We start from the raw sequence: 17,923 nt of genomic DNA, 5'->3' as shown, positions 1-17,923 counted from the left end.
GTCACCTCGGATGTCGAACTGTCGGATACGGACCGGTGAGGAACCTAGTCGCCCCACACCAGTGGAGCAACGATCAACGCAGTCTCCGTTGAACGCTGACTCTGCCCCGGAGACTAGCGGCCTATGCCTCTCCAGTCAGCGAGAACAGCGGAAAAGTCCTGGTCAGCATCGACCGACCAGGACTTTCCCGGCATATCGACCGGCTTTTCGGCCAAGTTTTTGTCAAAGGGTGAGACGGCTCCGACCTGCGGATTGGTCAGATGTGCGGTTTCGCGGCCACGGCCTCGCGGATTTCGTCGGCGTAACGCTCAGCCGAGGCGCGCAGGGCGGCGGCGTCCGGGCCCTCCTTCAGGACGCCCCTGCTGACGTTCGGGACGACGTCGCGGACCGCCGCGCCGAAGACGGCCGGGAGGTCGGCGGGGGTCGCGCCCTGGGCGCCGATGCCGGGGGCCAGGAGGGGGCCGTTGATGGCGAGGTCGAAGGAGGAGAGGTCGCCGAGGGTGGCGCCGACGACCGCGCCGAAGGAGCCCATCGGGGTCTCCCCCGCGTTCTCCTCCGCGAGGTGGGCCAGCATGGTCGCGGCGACGGTCCGGCCGTCCTCGCGCACGGCTCGCTGGACCTCGGCGCCCTCCGGGTTGGAGGTGAGGGCCAGCACGAAGAGTCCGGCGCCGTTCTCGCGGGCGAGGTCGACGGCGGGGCGCAGGGAGCCGTAGCCGAGGTACGGGGAGACGGTCAGGGCGTCGGAGAAGAGCGGGGAGTCCTTGTGCAGGAAGGTCTCCGCGTAGGCGGCCATCGTGGAGCCGATGTCGCCGCGCTTGGCGTCCATGACGACCAGGGCGCCGGCCGCGCGCAGCTCGGTGACGGCCCGCTCCAGGACCGCGATGCCGCGCGAGCCGAAGCGCTCGAAGAAGGCGGCCTGGGGCTTGAAGACCGCCACCTGGCCGGCGAGCGCCTCGACGACGGTGCGGGTGAAGGTCTCCAGGCCCGTGACGTCGTCGTTCAGGCCCCAAGAGGCCAGCAGGGAGGCGTGCGGGTCGACGCCGACGCAGAGCGGGCCGCGCTCGTCCATGGCGGTCCGCAGGCGGGCGCCGAAGGAGGTGGGCCGGCCGACGGGCGTCGTCGAGGGTCGGGGGTCGGGCGACGGGAGTGCGGTCACTGGACGGCGGCCTTTCGGTTGTCGGCGCCGACGGCCTCGGCGAGGGTGGCGTACGGGGAGGTGGCGAGGCGGGCGGCGAGGCCCTTGTGGATCGCGCGGGCGTAGAAGGGGCCTTCGTAGATGAAGGCGCTGTAGCCCTGGATCAGGGTGGCTCCGGCGAGGATCCGCTGCCAGGCGTCCTCGGCGTTCTCGATGCCGCCGACGCCGACCAGGACGATCCGGTCGCCCACGCGCGCGTGGAGGCGGCGGAGGACCGCCAGGGAGCGCTCCTTGACGGGCGCTCCGGAGAGGCCGCCGGTCTCCTTCACCAGGGCGGGGTCGGACGTCAGGCCGAGGCCCTCGCGGGCGATGGTGGTGTTGGTGGCGATGATGCCGTCGAGGCCCAGCTCCAGGGCGAGGTCGGCGACGGCGTCGACGTCCTCGTCGGCGAGGTCGGGGGCGATCTTGACCAGGAGGGGGACCCGGCGGTCGGTGACCGTGCGGTCGGCCGCCTCCCGTACGGCGGTGAGCAGCGGGCGCAGCGACTCGGTGGCCTGGAGGTTGCGCAGGCCGGGGGTGTTGGGCGAGGAGACGTTCACGACGAGGTAGTCGGCGTGGGCGGCGAGACGCTCGGTGGACTTCACGTAGTCGGCGGCGGCCTCGGCCTCGGGGACGACCTTGGTCTTGCCGATGTTGACGCCGACGACGGTCCTGAAGACCGGCACGCGCGCGTGGAGGCGGGCGGCGACGGCGGCGGAGCCTTCGTTGTTGAAGCCCATGCGGTTGATCAGCGCGCGGTCGGGGACCAGCCGGAAGAGCCGCTTCTTGGGGTTGCCGGGCTGGGCCTCGCCGGTGACGGTGCCGATCTCGACGTGGTCGAAGCCGAGCATGGCCATGCCGTCGATGGCGACGGCGTTCTTGTCGAAGCCGGCGGCGAGGCCGAAGGGGCCGTGCATGCGCAGGCCGAGCGCCTCGGTGCGCAGCTCCTTGTAGCGGGGCGCGAGGGCGGCGGCGACGAAGGTGCGCAGGACGGGGACGCGGGCTGCCAGGCGGATCCAGCGGAAGGCCAGGTGGTGCGCCTCCTCCGGGTCCATGCGCTTGAAGACGAGGTGGAAGAAGAACTTGTACATGGAGGTGTCCTCACCAAGAGGGGGACACCGTTTCCGGTGTCCCCCTTGTGGGCTGCTAGTCGCGGGCCGCGGTCAGATGCGCCGCGTGTTCCTGGAGCGAGCGGACGCCCACGTCGCCGTGGCCGAGCGCCTCGATGCCCTGCACGGCCGCGGCGAGCGCCTGGACCGTGGTGAGGCACGGGACGCCACGCGCGACCGCCGCCGTACGGATCTCGTAGCCGTCGAGGCGGCCGCCGGTGCCGTAGGGGGTGTTGACGATGAGGTCGACCTGGCCGTCGTGGATCAGCTGGACGATCGTCTTCTCGCCGGCGGGGCCCTCGCCCTCGCTGAGCTTGCGCACGACGGTGGCGTTGATGCCGTTGCGCTTGAGGACCTCGGCGGTGCCGGAGGTGGCGAGCAGTTCGAAGCCGTGGGCGACGAGCTCGCGGGCCGGGAAGATCATCGAGCGCTTGTCGCGGTTGGCGACCGAGATGAACGCGCGGCCCTTGGTGGGCAGCGGGCCGTAGGCGCCGGCCTGCGACTTGGCGTAGGCCGTACCGAAGACGGAGTCGATGCCCATGACCTCGCCGGTCGAGCGCATCTCCGGGCCGAGGATGGTGTCCACGCCCCGGCCCTGGATGTCGCGGAAGCGCGACCACGGCATCACGGCCTCCTTGACGGAGATCGGCGCGTCGAGCGGCAGGGTGCCGCCGTCGCCGCTCTTCGGCAGCAGGCCCTCCGCGCGCAGCTCGGCGATGGTGGCGCCGAGCGAGATGCGGGCGGCGGCCTTCGCCAGCGGCACGGCGGTCGCCTTGGAGGTGAAGGGCACGGTCCGCGAGGCGCGCGGGTTGGCCTCCAGGACGTAGAGGATGTCGCCGGCCATGGCGAACTGGATGTTGATCAGTCCGCGGACGCCGACGCCCTTGGCGATCGCCTCGGTGGAGGCGCGCAGGCGCTTGACGTCGAAGCCGCCGAGCGTGATGGGCGGCAGGGCGCAGGCCGAGTCGCCGGAGTGGATGCCGGCCTCCTCGATGTGCTCCATGACGCCGCCGAGGTAGAGCTCGTGACCGTCGTAGAGCGCGTCGACGTCGATCTCGATGGCGTCGTCGAGGAAGCGGTCGACCAGGACCGGCCGGGTGGGGCTGATCTCGGTGGACTCGGCGATGTACGACTCCAGGCGGGCCTCGTCGTAGACGATCTCCATGCCGCGGCCGCCGAGGACGTACGACGGGCGTACCAGGACCGGGTAGCCGATCTCATCGGCGATGGCCTTGGCGCCGGCGAAGGTGGTCGCGGTGCCGTGCTTGGGGGCGGGGAGGCCCGCCTCGGCGAGGACCCGGCCGAAGGCGCCGCGGTCCTCGGCGGCGTGGATGGCCTCCGGGGAGGTGCCGACGACCGGCACGCCGTTGTCCTTGAGCGCCTGGGAGAGGCCGAGCGGGGTCTGGCCGCCGAGCTGGACGACGACGCCGGCGACGGGGCCGGCGAGCGTCTCGGCGTGGACGATCTCCAGGACGTCCTCCAGGGTGAGCGGCTCGAAGTAGAGCCGGTCGGAGGTGTCGTAGTCGGTGGAGACGGTCTCGGGGTTGCAGTTGACCATCACGGTCTCGTAGCCGGCGTCGCTGAGGGCGAAGGAGGCGTGGACGCAGGAGTAGTCGAACTCGATGCCCTGGCCGATGCGGTTCGGGCCGGAGCCCAGGATGATCACGGCGGGCTTGGTGCGCGGGGCGACCTCGCTCTCCTCGTCGTACGAGGAGTAGAAGTACGGGGTCTTCGCGGCGAACTCGGCGGCGCAGGTGTCGACCGTCTTGTAGACCGGGCGGACGCCGAGGGCGTGGCGGACCTCGCGGACGACGTCCTCGCGCAGGCCGCGGATCTCGGCGATCTGGGCGTCGGAGAAGCCGTGGCGCTTGGCCTCGGCGAGCAGCTCCGGGTGGAGCTTCTCGGCGGCGGTCAGCTCGTCCGCGATCTCCTTGATCAGGAAGAGCTGGTCGACGAACCAGGGGTCGATCCTGGTGGCGTCGAAGACCTCCTCGGGGGTGGCCCCCGCGCGGATGGCCTGCATGACGGTGTTGATCCGGCCGTCGGTGGGGCGGACCGCGTCGCGCAGCAGCTCGGCCTTGTCGCCGGGCTCGCCGACGAAGGTGAACTGCGAGCCCTTCTTCTCCAGGGAGCGCAGGGCCTTCTGGAGCGCCTCGGTGAAGTTACGGCCGATGGCCATGGCCTCGCCGACGGACTTCATGGTCGTGGTGAGGGTGGAGTCGGCCTGCGGGAACTTCTCGAAGGCGAAGCGCGGGGCCTTGACGACGACGTAGTCGAGCGTGGGCTCGAAGGAAGCCGGGGTCTTCTCCGTGATGTCGTTGGGGATCTCGTCCAGCGTGTAGCCGACGGCGAGACGGGCCGCGATCTTCGCGATCGGGAATCCGGTGGCCTTGGAGGCGAGCGCGGACGAGCGCGAGACGCGGGGGTTCATCTCGATGACGATGATCCGGCCGTCGTCCGGGTCGACCGCGAACTGGATGTTGCAGCCGCCGGTGTCGACGCCGACCTCGCGGATGATCGCGATGCCGATGTCCCGCAGCCGCTGGTACTCGCGGTCGGTGAGGGTCATCGCCGGGGCGACGGTGATCGAGTCGCCGGTGTGGACGCCCATCGGGTCGAAGTTCTCGATGGAGCAGACGACCACGACGTTGTCGTTCTTGTCGCGCATCAGCTCCAGCTCGTACTCCTTCCAGCCGAGGATGGACTCCTCGAGGAGCACCTCGGTGGTCGGGGAGAGCGTGAGGCCCTGGCCGGCGATGCGGCGCAGCTCGTCCTCGTCGTGGGCGAAGCCGGAGCCGGCGCCGCCCATGGTGAAGGAGGGGCGGACGACGACGGGGTAGCCGCCGAGCGTCTCGACGCCCTGGAGGACGTCGTCCATGGAGTGGCAGATGACCGAGCGGGCGGACTCGCCGTAGCCGATCTTGGCCTTGACGGCCTCGACGACGCCCTTGAAGAGGTCGCGGTCCTCGCCCTTGTGGATGGCCTCGACGTTGGCGCCGATGAGCTCGACGCCGTACTTCTCCAGGACGCCCTGCTCGTGCATGGAGATCGCGGTGTTGAGCGCGGTCTGGCCGCCGAGGGTGGGCAGGAGGGCGTCGGGGCGCTCCTTGGCGATGATCTTCTCGACGAACTCCGGGGTGATCGGCTCGACGTAGGTGGCGTCGGCGATCTCCGGGTCGGTCATGATCGTGGCCGGGTTGGAGTTGACCAGGATGACCCGCAGGCCCTCGGCCTTGAGGATGCGGCAGGCCTGGGTGCCGGAGTAGTCGAACTCGGCGGCCTGGCCGATGACGATCGGGCCGGAGCCGATGACCAGGACGGACTGGATATCGGTGCGCTTAGGCACGCTCGGCCTCCATCAGGGATACGAAACGGTCGAAGAGGTACGCGGCGTCGTGCGGGCCCGCGGCCGCTTCGGGGTGGTACTGGACGCTGAAGGCCGGCTGGTCGAGCAGCTGGAGGCCCTCGACGACCTGGTCGTTCAGGCAGACGTGGGAGACCTCGGCGCGTCCGTAGGGGGTGTCCGAGACCTTGTCGAGGGGCGCGTCGACGGCGAAGCCGTGGTTGTGCGCGGTGACCTCGACCTTGCCGGTGGTGCGGTCCTGGACCGGCTGGTTGATACCGCGGTGGCCGTACTTCAGCTTGTAGGTGCCGAAGCCGAGCGCGCGGCCCAGGATCTGGTTGCCGAAGCAGATGCCGAAGAGCGGGATCCTGCGCTCCAGGACGCCCTGCATGACGGCGACGGGGCCGTCGGCGGTGGCCGGGTCGCCGGGGCCGTTGGAGAAGAACACGCCGTCCGGGCGGACCGCGAAGACGTCCTCGACGGTGGCGGTGGCGGGCAGCACGTGGACCTCGATGCCGCGCTCGGCCATCCGGTGCGGGGTCATGCCCTTGATGCCCAGGTCGACGGCGGCGACGGTGAACTTCTTCTCACCGAGGGCGGGGACGACGTACGTCTCCTTGGTGGCGACCTCGGCGGAGAGGTTCGCGCCCTTCATCTGCGGGGCTTCCTTCACGCGGGCCAGCAGGGCCTCGTCGCGGACGCCCACCCAGGCGTCGCCGGAGAAGATGCCGACGCGCATGGCGCCGCGCTCGCGCAGGTGGCGGGTGAGGGCGCGGGTGTCGATACCGGAGATGCCGACGACGCCCTGGGCGGCCAGCTCCTCGTCGAGGGAGCGCCGGGAGCGCCAGTTGGAGGAGACGCGGGCGGGGTCGCGGACGACGTAACCGGCGACCCAGATCTTCGCGGACTCGGGGTCCTCGTCGTTGACGCCGGTGTTGCCGACGTGCGGCGCGGTCATCACGACGACCTGACGGTGGTACGACGGGTCGGTGAGCGTCTCCTGGTAGCCGGTCATACCGGTGGAGAACACGGCCTCGCCGAAGGTCTCCCCCACGGCCCCGTAGGCGCGGCCGCGGAAGATGCGGCCGTCCTCCAGGACGAGTACGGCGGGAAGCGCCCCCTTCCTCTGCGAGGCCGTCCCCGGATTGGAGGTTGTCATCGTGCGGTGCCTTCCGTCGGAGTGGTGCTGTTCAGCGCGATCATGGAGTTGACGGCCTCGACCCAGGCGGTGTGCTCCACCGCGCGGTCGGACCGGAAGCCGGAGTCGAGGAGCTGGTCACCGTGCTCCCAGGTGACGATCAGCAGGCCTCCCTCGGCGAGGACCTTGCCGGCGATGCCCTTGTCGAGCCGGGCCTCGCGCAGCCGGTCGGCGGGGACGAAGAAGTCGTTCGCCCCGGGACGTACGACCTCCAGGCCCGCGTCCGTCAGGGTGAGCTCGACCCGGCTGCGGGCGCCCAGGCCGTGGGCGACGATCCGGTCGAGCCACTGCCCGGCGGTGGTGGAGCCGTGGTAGCGGCCGGTCATGCTCAGTCTCGCCTCGCCCGGCGCCTCCGGCATTCCCGGCAGCTCGGGCAGGTCCGACTGGAGGCTGCCGCGCCACTTCCATCCCTGGCGCATCAGCCAGTAGACGAACGCGACGAACAGCGCCAGGCCGACCAGCCAGCCGATGCGTCCGGCCCAATTGGTGACCTCCGCCGATTTCTCCCCGGCGGCCAGGATGATCAGAGATGTCACGCCAGCTTCCCGTCCACGAGCGTCGCCCGGCCCCGCAGAAAGGTGTGGGTGACGCGTCCCGGCAGCTCGCGGCCCTCGTAGGGGGTGTTGCGGCTGCGGGAGGCGAAGCCCGCGGGGTCCACGGCTCCACGGTATGCCGGATCGACCAGGGTCAGGTTGGCGGGCTCACCTGCCGAGACGGGGCGTCCGTGGCCGGCGGCCCGTCCGATCCGGGCGGGGGCGAGGGACATGCGGTCGGCGACGCCGGCCCAGTCGAGCAGTCCGGTCTCGACCATCGTCTGCTGGACGACGGAGAGCGCGGTCTCCAGGCCGACCATGCCCATGGCGGCCGCGGCCCACTCGCAGTCCTTGTCCTCGTGCGGGTGCGGGGCGTGGTCGGTGGCGACGATGTCGATCGTGCCGTCGGCGAGGGCCTCGCGCAGCGCCATCACGTCACGCTCGGTGCGCAGCGGCGGGTTGACCTTGTACACGGGGTTGTAGGTGCGGACCAGCTCGTCGGTCAGCAGCAGGTGGTGCGGGGTGACCTCGGCGGTGACGTCGATGCCGCGGGACTTGGCCCAGCGGACGATCTCGACGGAGCCGGCGGTGGAGAGGTGGCAGATGTGGACGCGGGAGCCGACGTGCTCGGCGAGGAGGACGTCGCGGGCGATGATCGACTCCTCGGCGACGGCCGGCCAGCCGCCGAGGCCCAGCTCGGCGGAGACGACGCCCTCGTTCATCTGGGCGCCCTCGGTGAGGCGGGGCTCCTGGGCGTGCTGGGCGACGACGCCGCCGAAGGCCTTCACGTACTCCAGGGCGCGGCGCATGATCACGGCGTCGTCGACGCACTTGCCGTCGTCGGAGAAGACGGTGACGCCGGCGGCGGAGTCGTGCATGGCGCCCAGCTCGGCGAGCTTCTTGCCTTCGAGGCCGACGGTGACGGCGCCGATCGGCTGCACGTCGCAGTAGCCGGACTCCTTGCCCAGGCGGTAGACCTGCTCGACGACGCCGGCGGTGTCGGCGACGGGGAAGGTGTTGGCCATGGCGAAGACGGCGGTGAAGCCGCCGGTGGCGGCGGCGCGGGTGCCGGTGAGGACGGTCTCGGAGTCCTCGCGGCCGGGCTCGCGCAGATGGGTGTGCAGGTCGACCAGGCCGGGCAGCAGGACGCGGCCCTCGGCCTCGATGACGGTGGCGCCCTCGGCGGAGAGGCCGGTGCCGACCTCGGCGATGGTCTCCCCGTTGACGAGGACGTCCTGCGCCTCGCCGCCCAGCACCTGCGCACCGCGGATAAGGATCTTGCTCATGGTTACTTGCTCTCCTCGGTACGGTGGTGGGTCACGGCGGGCTCGTTGCCGCCCAGCAGCAGGTAGAGGACGGCCATCCGGATGGAGACGCCGTTGGCGACCTGCTCGATGACCGTGCAGCGGTCGGAGTCGGCGACCTCCGCGGTGATCTCCATGCCCCGGACCATGGGGCCGGGGTGCATGACGACGGCGTGCTCGGGCATCCGCGCCATCCGGTCGCCGTCGAGTCCGTAGCGGCGCGAGTACTCCCGCTCGGTCGGGAAGAAGGCGGCGTTCATCCGCTCGCGCTGCACCCGCAGCATCATCACGGCGTCGGACTTCGGCAGCACGCTGTCGAGGTCGTAACTGATCTCGCAGGGCCAGGCCTCGACGCCGACGGGCACGAGGGTGGGCGGAGCGACCAGGGTGACCTCGGCGCCGAGGGTGTGCAGCAGGTCGACGTTGGAGCGGGCGACCCGGCTGTGCAGGATGTCGCCGACGAGGGTGACCCGCTTGCCCGCGAGGTCCCGGCCGAGGCCGGCGTCGTGGCCGACGAGCCGGCGGCGGAGGGTGAAGGCGTCCAGCAGGGCCTGGGTGGGGTGCTGGTGGGTGCCGTCCCCGGCGTTGATGACGGGGGCGTCGATCCAGCCGGAGGTGGCGAGGCGGTAGGGGGCGCCGGAGGCGCTGTGCCGGATGACGACCGCGTCGACGCCCATGGCCTCCAGGGTCTGCGCGGTGTCCTTGAGGGACTCCCCCTTGGAGACGCTGGAGCCCTTGGCGGCGAAGTTGATGACGTCGGCGGAGAGGCGCTTCTCGGCCGCCTCGAAGGAGATCCGGGTGCGGGTGGAGTCCTCGAAGAAGAGGTTGCAGATCGTGCGGCCGCGCAGCGCGGGCAGCTTCTTGATCGGCCGGTCGGCCACCCGGGCCATCTCCTCGGCGGTGTCGAGGATGAGGACGGCGTCGTCGCGGGTGAGGTCGGCGGCCGAGATGAGGTGACGCATCATCGGGGTTTCGCTCCGTGTGGTGGCGAGTATGAGGGCGTGCGGGCGCGCAGGGGCGCGCCCTGGACCCGTCGGGATGCCGGTACGGCTAGGAGGCGGGCTTGCCGCCGAGCAGCACGGTGTCGCGACCGTCCTCCTCGGCGAGCTGCACCTTGACCGTCTCCCGCAGCGACGTGGGGAGGTTCTTGCCGACGTAGTCGGCGCGGATCGGGAGTTCGCGGTGGCCTCGGTCGACGAGGACCGCGAGCTGGACGGCGCGGGGGCGGCCGAGGTCGCCGAGCGCGTCGAGGGCGGCGCGGATGGTGCGGCCGGAGAAGAGCACGTCGTCGACGAGGACGACCAGCCGGTCGTCGATGCCGTCGGCGGGGATCTCGGTGCGCCCGATGGCCCGGGCGGGCTTCATCCGCAGGTCGTCGCGGTACATGGTGATGTCGAGGGAGCCGACCGGGATCTTCCGTCCGGTGATCTCCGCGAGCTTGTCGGCCAGCCGGCGGGCGAGGAAGACGCCACGCGTGGGGATGCCGAGGAGCACCACGTCGTCGGCGCCCTTGGCGCGCTCGACGATCTCGTGGGCGATGCGGGTCAGGACCCGCGCGATGTCGGGGCCCTCGAGAACCGGGCGTGCCGCATCGGTGTGCTGCTGTGCGTCCATATGAAACGGACCTCCTTCTCCGCCTCACGGGACGGCTCTTAAAGGACGTCGAAATTGCGCCTTCGACTGTAGCAGGGGCGGGCGGCCGTCCTGCTCACACCCCCGCCGACGTCCCGAGCGCCGTCCCTCGGGAGGGGTCGGTATGGACCATTCGGCTTGACGGAGACAAGTAACGCTGCGTAACCTCACAGTGAGTTACCAGCCACGCGGCGGAGCCGCACGTTGTCACAGCGTCCGGGGAGCTATATGTCCAGCGAATACGCAAAGCAGCTCGGGGCCAAGCTCCGTGCCATCCGCACCCAGCAGGGCCTTTCCCTCCACGGTGTGGAAGAGAAGTCCCAGGGCCGCTGGAAGGCCGTCGTGGTCGGCTCGTACGAGCGCGGCGACCGCGCGGTGACCGTTCAGCGTCTCGCCGAGCTGGCGGACTTCTACGGCGTCCCGGTGCAGGAGCTCCTGCCCGGCACGACCCCCGGCGGGGCCGCCGAGCCGCCGCCGAAGCTGGTCCTGGACCTGGAGCGCCTGGCCCACGTCCCGCAGGAGAAGGCCGGCCCGCTGCAGCGCTATGCGGCCACGATCCAGTCCCAGCGCGGGGACTACAACGGCAAGGTGCTGTCGATCCGCCAGGACGACCTGCGCACCCTCGCGGTGATCTACGACCAGTCCCCCTCGGTGCTCACCGAGCAGCTGATCAGCTGGGGCGTCCTGGACGCGGACGCGCGCCGCGCGGTCGCCCACGAGGACAGCTGATCCTCACCCGCTGACCGACCCAGCAGAAACGTTGCCGCCGGGGTGGCGGAAGGCTTCCAGACCTTCCGTCACCCCGGCGGTTCTTTTGTGCCCCCGGCGTGACCGTACGCACCCGCACGCGTCGGCCCCGGGCCGCGTACGGGCCTGAGAACGGCCCTCAGGCGCCCCACAAGCCTCACGGGCCCCACGCGGCTCAGAGGACCTGGGGCGCGGGCCCGCGGGCGGTGGAGGGGCCGGTGGGCGCCCGTGGGACGGGGGTACGCCGAAGGGGCCCGCGGCAGCGCGTGCCACGGACCCCTTCGACTGCCGGGAGGCGCCTGAGTCAGGCGTCCCGGCGCAGGCGCGGCTTCAGGTCCTTGAAGCGGCCCAGCAGGCCGTTCACGAACGACGGCGACTCGTCGGTGGAGAACTCCTTGGCGAGCTGCACCGCCTCGTCGATCGCCACCGCGTCGGGCGTCTCGTCCAGCCAGATCAGCTCGTACGCGCCGAGGCGCACGATGTTCCGGTCGGCGACCGGCATCCGGTCCAGGTCCCAGTCCACCGCGTAGGTCGCGATCAGCTCGTCGATCCGGTTCGCGTGGTCCGCGTACCCCTCGACCAGCTGCATCGTGAACTCGCTGACCGCCGGCTGGCGGTCGTCGGACCGGGCGTGCCGGACCCAGTCCGCGAGGACCTGCTGCACGGACGCACCGCGCTGGTCGGACTCGAAGAGGATCTGGAAGGCGCGCTTACGGGCGTTGCTGCGGGCAGCCACGGTTAGCTGTTCACCCGGCCGAGGTAGTCGCTCGAGCGGGTGTCGACCTTGATCTTCTCACCGGTGGTGATGAAGAGCGGGACCTGGATCTCGTGGCCGGTCTCCAGCGTCGCCGGCTTGGTGCCGCCGGTGGAGCGGTCGCCCTGGACACCCGGGTCGGTGTGCTGGATGGTCAGCTCGACGGCGGCGGGCAGCTCGACGTAGAGCACCGAGCCCTCGTGCTGCGCGACCGAGGCGGTGAAGCCCTCGATCAGGAAGTTGGCGGCGTCGCCGACGGCCTTGCGCTCGACCATCAGCTGGTCGTACGTCTGCATGTCCATGAAGACGAAGTAGTCGCCGTCCATGTACGAGAACTGCATGTCACGGCGGTCGATGGTGGCCGTCTCGACCTTCACACCGGCGTTGAAGGTCTTGTCGACGACCTTGCCGGAGAGCACGTTCTTGAGCTTGGTGCGCACGAAGGCCGGGCCCTTGCCGGGCTTGACGTGCTGGAACTCGACGACGGACCAGAGCTGGTCTCCGTCGAGCTTGAGCACCATGCCGTTCTTGAGGTCGTTCGTGGAAGCCACGGTTGCGGAATCTCCTGGACTGACGTGGACCACGGAGGCGTACGCGCCCTACAGCGCGAGCAGCTCCTTGGTCGTGATGGTGAGTAGCTCGGGTCCGCCGTCCGCCTCCTGGCGCACGACGAGCGTGTCATCGATCCGGACCCCGCCCCGGCCCGGGAGGTGGACCCCCGGTTCGACGGTGACCGGCACACAAGCGTCCAGTTTACCCATGGCCGAGGGTGCGAGCTGCGGGTCCTCGTCGATTTCCAGGCCGACCCCGTGCCCGGTGAGCGCGGGAACGGCTTCCGCGAGGCCCGCTCCGTCCAGGATCTGGCGGGCCGCGCGATCCACGTCGCGGTACTCGGCGCCGGGGGCGAGCGACTCCCGCCCGGCCCGCTGAGCGGCGAAGACGAGGTCGTAGAGCTCGATCTGCCAGTCCGCGGGCGTCGTCCCGATGACGAAGGTGCGGCCGATCTCGCAGCGGTAGCCGCGGTAGTTGGCGCCGAGGCAGACCGAGAGGAAATCGCCTTCCTCGACCCGGCGGTCGGTGGGCCGGTGGCCGCTGCGTCCGGAGTGCGGGCCGGTCGCCACGGACGTGGGGAAGGCCGCGCCGTCCGCCCCGTGGTCGACCAGGCGCCGCTCCAGCTCCAGGGCGAGATGACGCTCGGTACGGCCGACCAGGATGGACTCCAGGAGCTCCCCGAGGGCCTGGTCGGCGATCTCCGCGGCGATCCGCAGGCAGGTGATCTCGTCCTCGTCCTTGACGATCCGCAGCTGCTCCACGGCCCCGCGGAGGTCCGCGAGCCGGAGCCGGGGTGCGACCGAGCCCATGGCGCGGTGCCGGGCCACGGTCAGATGGTGCTCCTCGACGGCGAGGGCGTCCGCGCCCGCCCTGTCGGCGAGGCCGACGGCCTTGACGGCCGGATCGCCGCCGCCGATGGGCAGTACGGTCTGGCGGAGCGACTCGTCCAGCCGCCCGTCGGCCGGATCGCCGCCGGGCTGGAGCGGGCAGAGCAGCACGTCCTCGTCCGGGCCGACCAGCAGGACGGCTCCGGGAGGCGAACCACCCGCGAGATAGCGGACGTTCGCGGGGCGGGAGACCAGGGCCGCCGGGCTGCCCGCTGCCGCGCACCGGTCGCGCAGCCGCACACGGCGGTCCGCATACACCTCTGACATGTTCCGAGCCTACGAGGGCCGGGCCGCCCCGGCCTGCTCAGCGCCGCCGACCGGGCCATCGCCGGACGCTTCGGGCCACCGCCGCCCGCCGGCTACCAGGCGGGCGGGCTGGCTATGGAGCGGGCGAGCACCTCGTCGAGCACCCGGGCGGTGGTCTCGACGTCGTACTTGGAGTTGTCGATGATCGGCAGGCCCGAGCCGTACCACCCCGCCATCCGGCCGTGGATGGAGGCGACCTCCTCGTCCGAGAGGCGCCGGTTGCCGCTGCGCTCGGCGTTGCGCTCCAGGACGATCTCCAGGCCGGGCAGGAGCACGACGGGGAGCAGCCCGGGGCCGACGTGGCGCTTCCAGCCGCCGAGGCCAACGACGGGACGGTCGGGGAAGACGGCGTCGTCGAGGATGCAGGAGATGCCGTTGGCGAGGAAGTTGCGGGCGGCGAAGCCGCAGGTGCGGCGGGCGAGGCGGTACTGCGCCTCGGAGTGTTCGTTCCAGCCCGACTGGGGGTCGGCGAAGCCGGAGCAGACCCATTCGCGGACGTCGTCGAGGCTGATGTGCGCGGTGGGCACGCGCCGGCGCTGGGCCCAGTGGCGCGCCACGGTCGTCTTGCCGGCGCCGGCCGGGCCGATCAGCAGGACGGCGAGGGTGGCGGAGCCGGTGCCGGGCTCGGCGGGCACCCCGGAGGGCAGGGCGACCGGGGGCAGCTGGACGTGCGCGAAGGTGTCCCGGGGCGGGCCGGCGGGAGCGGAGGCCGGGTGGGGCGCGCCGGAGCGCGGCGAGCCGGCCTGCGGCGGGGCGGGGTGCTGGGGCGCGGAGCGGGCGGGGCCGGGAGGCTGGACGCCGGGGTGCGGCGGCATCCCGCCGCCCCATCCTTGCGCGGGCGGTCCCGGAGGCGGTCCCTGCGGCGCGGGGTGCGGGGGCGCCTGGCGCCCGCCCTGAGGCGCTCCCTGGTGTCCGCCCTGGGCCCCCGCCCACCCCGACTGCTCGTGCGGTGGCAACGGAGCCCCCACTGCGTGCTGCATCCGGTGCCACTCCGTCTCGTACGGCCGATACTTCCGGGAACGTTACCGCCCCCGGCCCCCGCAGGGGGAACGGCCGGGGGCGGTCGTGGGTGCCCGGTCAGCCGGTCGATTCCTCGGCGAGTGCCCGCAGCGCGAGCAGGTAGGAGCCGATGCCGAACCCGGCGATGGTGCCGCTCGCCACCGCGGCGACGACCGAGGTGTGCCGGAATTCCTCCCTGGTGTACGGGTTCGAGATGTGCACCTCGATGAGCGGGGCGGTCCGCTGGGCGGCCGCGTCGCGCATTCCGTACGAGTAGTGCGTGAACGCACCGGGGTTGAGAACGACCGGAATCGAACCGTCGGCCGCCTCGTGCAGCCAGCGGATCATCTCGCCCTCGTCGTTGGTCTCCCGGACCTCGACGTCGAAGCCCAGCTCGACGCCGAGGGCCCGGCAGGAGTCCGTGAGGCCCTTGTACGACGTGGCGCCGTAGATGTCGGGCTCGCGGGAGCCGAGCCGGCCGAGGTTGGGGCCGTTGAGCACCAGGACGGGACGGAGCTCGCTCACGCGGACACCTCGCCGTAGGCCGCGACGAGCACCGCCGGGTCGGGGCCCTCCAGGACGGTCGGCTTGCCGAGTCCGTCGAGGACGATGAAGCGCAGCAGGTCGCCGCGGGACTTCTTGTCGACCTTCATGGTGTCGAGCAGCTTGGGCCACTGGTCGCCGCGGTAGGTCAGCGGGAGTCCGACGGACTCCAGGACCGCGCGGTGCCGGTCGGCGGTGGCGTCGTCGAGCCGTCCGGCGAGCCGGCCCAGTTCGGCGGCGAAGACCATGCCGACGGAGACGGCGGCGCCGTGCCGCCACTTGTAGCGCTCGTTCTTCTCGATCGCGTGGGCGAGCGTGTGGCCGTAGTTGAGGATCTCGCGCCGACCGGACTCCTTGAGGTCACCGGAGACGACCTCCGCCTTGACCCGGATCGACCGGACGATCAGCTCGGCGGTGTGCGGTCCGGCGGGCGTGCGGGCCGCCTGCGGGTCCGCCTCGATCAGGTCGAGGATCGCCGGGTCGGCGATGAACCCGGCCTTGATGATCTCCGCCAGGCCGCTGACGTAGTCGTTGACCGGCAGCGAGTCCAGCGCGGCCAGGTCGCAGAGGACGCCGGCGGGCGGGTGGAACGCGCCGACCAGGTTCTTGCCCTCGGCGGTGTTGATGCCGGTCTTGCCGCCGACGGCCGCGTCGACCATGGCGAGGACGGTGGTGGGCACCGCGATCCAGCGCACGCCCCGCAGCCAGCTCGCGGCGACGAAACCGGCCAGGTCCGTGGTGGCGCCGCCGCCGACGCCGACGATGACGTCGGTGCGGGTGAAGCCGGTCTGGCCGAGCGCCTTCCAGCAGTAGGCCGCGACCTCGACGGTCTTGGCCTCCTCGGCGTTCGGCACCTGGATGGCGACGGCCTCGAAGCCCTGGGCGGCGAGGTCGGCGCGCAGCGCCTCGCCCGTCTCGGCGAGGGCCTCGGGGTGGATCACGGCGACGCGCTTGGCCTTGTCACCGATGAGGGCGGGAAGCTCGGCGAGCAGCTGCCGCCCGACCAGCACCTCGTACGGATCCGTGCCCGCCGAGCCGCCGACGTGGATACGGGTCACTTCCTGGTCCGTCATACGTCCTTCTTCAGCTCCAGTGCGTCGAGGACCGCGCTCGCGACCTCTTCGGGGGTGCGGTCGTCGGTGGCGACGACGACCCGTGCGACTTCGGTGTAGAGGTGGCGGCGGGCCTCCATCAGCTCGCGCCACTGGCGGCGCGGGTTGACGGCGAGCAGCGGCCGCGCGGTGTTGAGGCCGACGCGGCGGACCGCTTCCTCGACGTCCATCGAGAGATAGGCGACCGGGAGCCCGGTGAGGAGGGCACGGGTGCCGGCGTCGAGGACGGCGCCGCCGCCGAGCGCGAGGACGCCCTCGTGCTCGGCGACCGCGGTCCGTACGGCTTCCCGTTCCAGGGCGCGGAAGTGGTCCTCGCCGTCCTCGATGAAGATGTCCGCGATCGCGCGGCCCTGGGCGGCGACGATGTCGGCGTCGGTGTCGCGGTAGGGCGCGTCCAGCAGTTCGGCGAGGAGCGCGCCCACGGTGGACTTGCCGGAGCCCATCGGTCCGACCAGGACGACCAGCGGTGCGGTCACCGGATCTGGAGGTTGTCGAGGTAGGAACGGACGTTGCGGCGGGTCTCCGGGACGCTGTCGCCGCCGAACTTCTCGACCACGGCGTCGGCCAGGACGAGCGCGACCATCGCCTCGGCCACGATCCCGGCGGCCGGGACCGCACACACGTCGGAACGCTGGTGGTGGGCCTGGGTCGCCTCGCCGGTGACGACGTCGACGGTCGCCAGGGCGCGCGGGACGGTGGCGATCGGCTTCATCGCCGCCCGCACCCGCAGCAGCTCACCGGTGGTCAGACCACCCTCCGTACCGCCCGAGCGGCCCGACGTGCGCCGCAGACCCTCGTCGGTCCTCACGATCTCGTCGTGCGCCTGCGAACCGGGCACCCGGGCCAGCGCGAAGCCGTCCCCGACCTCCACACCCTTGATCGCCTGGATACCCATCAGCGCCGCCGCCAGCCGGGCATCCAGCCGCCGGTCCCAGTGCACATGCGAGCCCAGACCCACCGGCACCCCGTACGCCAGGACCTCCACCACCCCGCCGAGGGTGTCACCGTCCTTGTGCGCCTGATCGATCTCCGCGACCATCGCCTTCGACGCATCCGCGTCCAGACACCGCACCGGATCCGCGTCCAGCCGCTCGACATCCCCCGGCTTGGGGTAGACCCCGTACGGCGCCTTCGCCGCCGCCAGTTCGACCACGTGCGACACGATCTCGATCCCGGCGGCCTCCTTCAGGAAGGAACGGGCCACCGCACCGAGCGCCACACGAGCCGCCGTCTCCCGGGCGCTGGCACGCTCCAGGATCGGCCGGGCCTCCTCGAAGCCGTACTTCTGCATACCCGCCAGATCCGCGTGACCCGGCCGCGGCCGGGTCAGCGGCGCGTTACGGCCCGTCTCCTTCAGCTCCGCCGGATCGACCGGATCGGCCGACATGACCTTCTCCCACTTCGGCCACTCGGTGTTCCCCACCATCACCGCGACCGGAGAGCCCAGAGAAAGCCCGTGACGCACACCGCCGAGGAAAGTGATCTCGTCCCGCTCGAACTTCATCCGCGCACCACGCCCATAGCCGAGACGCCGCCGCGCAAGGTGGTCCGCCACCAGCTCCGTGGTGACAGGGACGCCGGCGGGAAGACCCTCCAACGTCGCGACCAGCGCGGGTCCGTGGGACTCCCCAGCGGTCAGCCAACGCAACCTGCTCAACGATGCTCCTCATGCTCGCGCCTGGCACTGCGACGGCGCGACCGGGTGCGCGGCCTGGCCCGCCGTACCCGAT

At 71.6% G+C, this 17,923-nt stretch carries 17 protein-coding genes; 1 reads left to right on the top strand and 16 read right to left on the bottom strand.

Annotated features, from left to right (window positions below; genetic code table 11):
• Positions 1 to 256 precede the first annotated feature (256 nt).
• The 8 genes from pyrF to pyrR all read right to left on the bottom strand — a co-directional run bounded on the left by pyrF (position 257) and on the right by pyrR (position 10,275).
• Positions 257 to 1,081 (bottom strand): orotidine-5'-phosphate decarboxylase, encoded by an 825-nt coding sequence (gene pyrF, locus ACFZBD_RS28975; RefSeq protein ID WP_391145350.1) that lies wholly within the window; start codon positions 1,079 to 1,081, stop codon positions 257 to 259.
• Between the two features lie 71 nt (positions 1,082 to 1,152).
• Positions 1,153 to 2,265: a quinone-dependent dihydroorotate dehydrogenase gene (locus ACFZBD_RS28970; RefSeq protein WP_391145115.1), complete on the bottom strand. Its 1,113-nt coding sequence runs from the start codon at positions 2,263 to 2,265 to the stop codon at positions 1,153 to 1,155.
• Positions 2,266 to 2,320: 55 nt separating this feature from the next.
• Positions 2,321 to 5,629 carry a carbamoyl-phosphate synthase large subunit gene (carB, locus tag ACFZBD_RS28965; protein ID WP_391145111.1) on the bottom strand — a complete coding sequence of 1,103 codons (3,309 nt, stop codon included), beginning with the start codon at positions 5,627 to 5,629 and terminating at the stop codon, positions 2,321 to 2,323.
• Positions 5,622 to 6,785, bottom strand: a complete 1,164-nt coding sequence (gene carA, locus ACFZBD_RS28960) for a glutamine-hydrolyzing carbamoyl-phosphate synthase small subunit (RefSeq protein ID WP_391145108.1) — start codon at positions 6,783 to 6,785, stop codon at positions 5,622 to 5,624. The genes carB and carA overlap by 8 nt, the downstream gene beginning before the upstream one ends.
• Positions 6,782 to 7,360: a hypothetical protein gene (locus ACFZBD_RS28955; RefSeq protein ID WP_391145105.1), complete on the bottom strand. Its 579-nt coding sequence runs from the start codon at positions 7,358 to 7,360 to the stop codon at positions 6,782 to 6,784. The genes carA and ACFZBD_RS28955 overlap by 4 nt, the downstream gene beginning before the upstream one ends.
• The gene (locus ACFZBD_RS28950; protein WP_391145104.1) at positions 7,357 to 8,643 is read right to left on the bottom strand and encodes a dihydroorotase; all 1,287 of its coding nucleotides are present in this window, start codon (positions 8,641 to 8,643) and stop codon (positions 7,357 to 7,359) included. The genes ACFZBD_RS28955 and ACFZBD_RS28950 overlap by 4 nt, the downstream gene beginning before the upstream one ends.
• A 2-nt stretch (positions 8,644 to 8,645) precedes the next feature.
• On the bottom strand, positions 8,646 to 9,626 hold the full coding sequence (locus ACFZBD_RS28945; protein ID WP_391145102.1) for an aspartate carbamoyltransferase catalytic subunit: 981 nt from the start codon (positions 9,624 to 9,626) through the stop codon (positions 8,646 to 8,648).
• A gap of 85 nt (positions 9,627 to 9,711) precedes the next feature.
• Positions 9,712 to 10,275, bottom strand: a complete 564-nt coding sequence (pyrR, locus tag ACFZBD_RS28940) for a bifunctional pyr operon transcriptional regulator/uracil phosphoribosyltransferase PyrR (protein WP_391145099.1) — start codon at positions 10,273 to 10,275, stop codon at positions 9,712 to 9,714.
• Positions 10,276 to 10,521: 246 nt separating this feature from the next.
• Here pyrR and bldD point away from each other — a divergent pair, with 246 nt between their 5' ends.
• Positions 10,522 to 11,022 (top strand): transcriptional regulator BldD, encoded by a 501-nt coding sequence (gene bldD, locus ACFZBD_RS28935; RefSeq protein WP_030214967.1) that lies wholly within the window; start codon positions 10,522 to 10,524, stop codon positions 11,020 to 11,022.
• Between the two features lie 322 nt (positions 11,023 to 11,344).
• On the opposite strand, the gene nusB is transcribed toward bldD, so the two are convergent.
• The 8 genes from nusB to aroC form a co-directional block, all read right to left on the bottom strand.
• Complete coding sequence (gene nusB, locus ACFZBD_RS28930) at positions 11,345 to 11,776, bottom strand: transcription antitermination factor NusB (RefSeq protein WP_391145096.1); 432 nt, start codon at positions 11,774 to 11,776, stop codon at positions 11,345 to 11,347.
• Between the two features lie 2 nt (positions 11,777 to 11,778).
• Complete coding sequence (gene efp / locus ACFZBD_RS28925) at positions 11,779 to 12,345, bottom strand: elongation factor P (RefSeq protein ID WP_391145095.1); 567 nt, start codon at positions 12,343 to 12,345, stop codon at positions 11,779 to 11,781.
• Between the two features lie 48 nt (positions 12,346 to 12,393).
• Positions 12,394 to 13,500 (bottom strand): M24 family metallopeptidase, encoded by a 1,107-nt coding sequence (locus ACFZBD_RS28920; RefSeq protein WP_391145093.1) that lies wholly within the window; start codon positions 13,498 to 13,500, stop codon positions 12,394 to 12,396.
• Between the two features lie 92 nt (positions 13,501 to 13,592).
• Positions 13,593 to 14,519, bottom strand: a complete 927-nt coding sequence (locus ACFZBD_RS28915; RefSeq protein ID WP_391145090.1) for an AAA family ATPase — start codon at positions 14,517 to 14,519, stop codon at positions 13,593 to 13,595.
• A gap of 97 nt (positions 14,520 to 14,616) precedes the next feature.
• Entirely contained in the window at positions 14,617 to 15,063 is a 447-nt protein-coding gene (locus tag ACFZBD_RS28910) for a type II 3-dehydroquinate dehydratase (RefSeq protein WP_391145087.1), read from the bottom strand.
• The gene (gene aroB / locus ACFZBD_RS28905) at positions 15,060 to 16,154 is read right to left on the bottom strand and encodes a 3-dehydroquinate synthase (RefSeq protein ID WP_391145084.1); all 1,095 of its coding nucleotides are present in this window, start codon (positions 16,152 to 16,154) and stop codon (positions 15,060 to 15,062) included. The genes ACFZBD_RS28910 and aroB overlap by 4 nt, the downstream gene beginning before the upstream one ends.
• Positions 16,151 to 16,669, bottom strand: coding sequence for a shikimate kinase (locus ACFZBD_RS28900; protein ID WP_391145080.1), 519 nt, complete (start codon positions 16,667 to 16,669; stop codon positions 16,151 to 16,153). The genes aroB and ACFZBD_RS28900 overlap by 4 nt, the downstream gene beginning before the upstream one ends.
• The gene (gene aroC / locus ACFZBD_RS28895) at positions 16,666 to 17,850 is read right to left on the bottom strand and encodes a chorismate synthase (protein WP_391145077.1); all 1,185 of its coding nucleotides are present in this window, start codon (positions 17,848 to 17,850) and stop codon (positions 16,666 to 16,668) included. The genes ACFZBD_RS28900 and aroC overlap by 4 nt, the downstream gene beginning before the upstream one ends.
• Positions 17,851 to 17,923: the final 73 nt, after the last annotated feature.

Origin of the sequence: Streptomyces sp. NPDC008121 (assembly GCF_042957155.1) — a bacterium.
Lineage (GTDB): Bacteria > Actinomycetota > Actinomycetes > Streptomycetales > Streptomycetaceae > Streptomyces.
This window is presented reverse-complemented; position numbering and strand designations above follow the sequence as displayed.

What these genes read in the sequence shown, in the direction of transcription:
- ACFZBD_RS28945 (WP_391145102.1), bottom strand. Translation starts at nt 9,626, where the DNA reads ATGATGCGTCACCTCATCTCGGCCGCCGACCTCACCCGCGACGACGCC.
- ACFZBD_RS28950 (WP_391145104.1), bottom strand. Translation starts at nt 8,643, where the DNA reads ATGAGCAAGATCCTTATCCGCGGTGCGCAGGTGCTGGGCGGCGAGGCG.
- ACFZBD_RS28920 (WP_391145093.1), bottom strand. Translation starts at nt 13,500, where the DNA reads ATGTCAGAGGTGTATGCGGACCGCCGTGTGCGGCTGCGCGACCGGTGC.
- ACFZBD_RS28915 (WP_391145090.1), bottom strand. Translation starts at nt 14,519, where the DNA reads ATGCAGCACGCAGTGGGGGCTCCGTTGCCACCGCACGAGCAGTCGGGG.
- ACFZBD_RS28970 (WP_391145115.1), bottom strand. Translation starts at nt 2,265, where the DNA reads ATGTACAAGTTCTTCTTCCACCTCGTCTTCAAGCGCATGGACCCGGAG.
- pyrR (WP_391145099.1), bottom strand. Translation starts at nt 10,275, where the DNA reads ATGGACGCACAGCAGCACACCGATGCGGCACGCCCGGTTCTCGAGGGC.
- aroB (WP_391145084.1), bottom strand. Translation starts at nt 16,154, where the DNA reads ATGACGGACCAGGAAGTGACCCGTATCCACGTCGGCGGCTCGGCGGGC.
- bldD (WP_030214967.1), top strand. Translation starts at nt 10,522, where the DNA reads ATGTCCAGCGAATACGCAAAGCAGCTCGGGGCCAAGCTCCGTGCCATC.
- carA (WP_391145108.1), bottom strand. Translation starts at nt 6,785, where the DNA reads ATGACAACCTCCAATCCGGGGACGGCCTCGCAGAGGAAGGGGGCGCTT.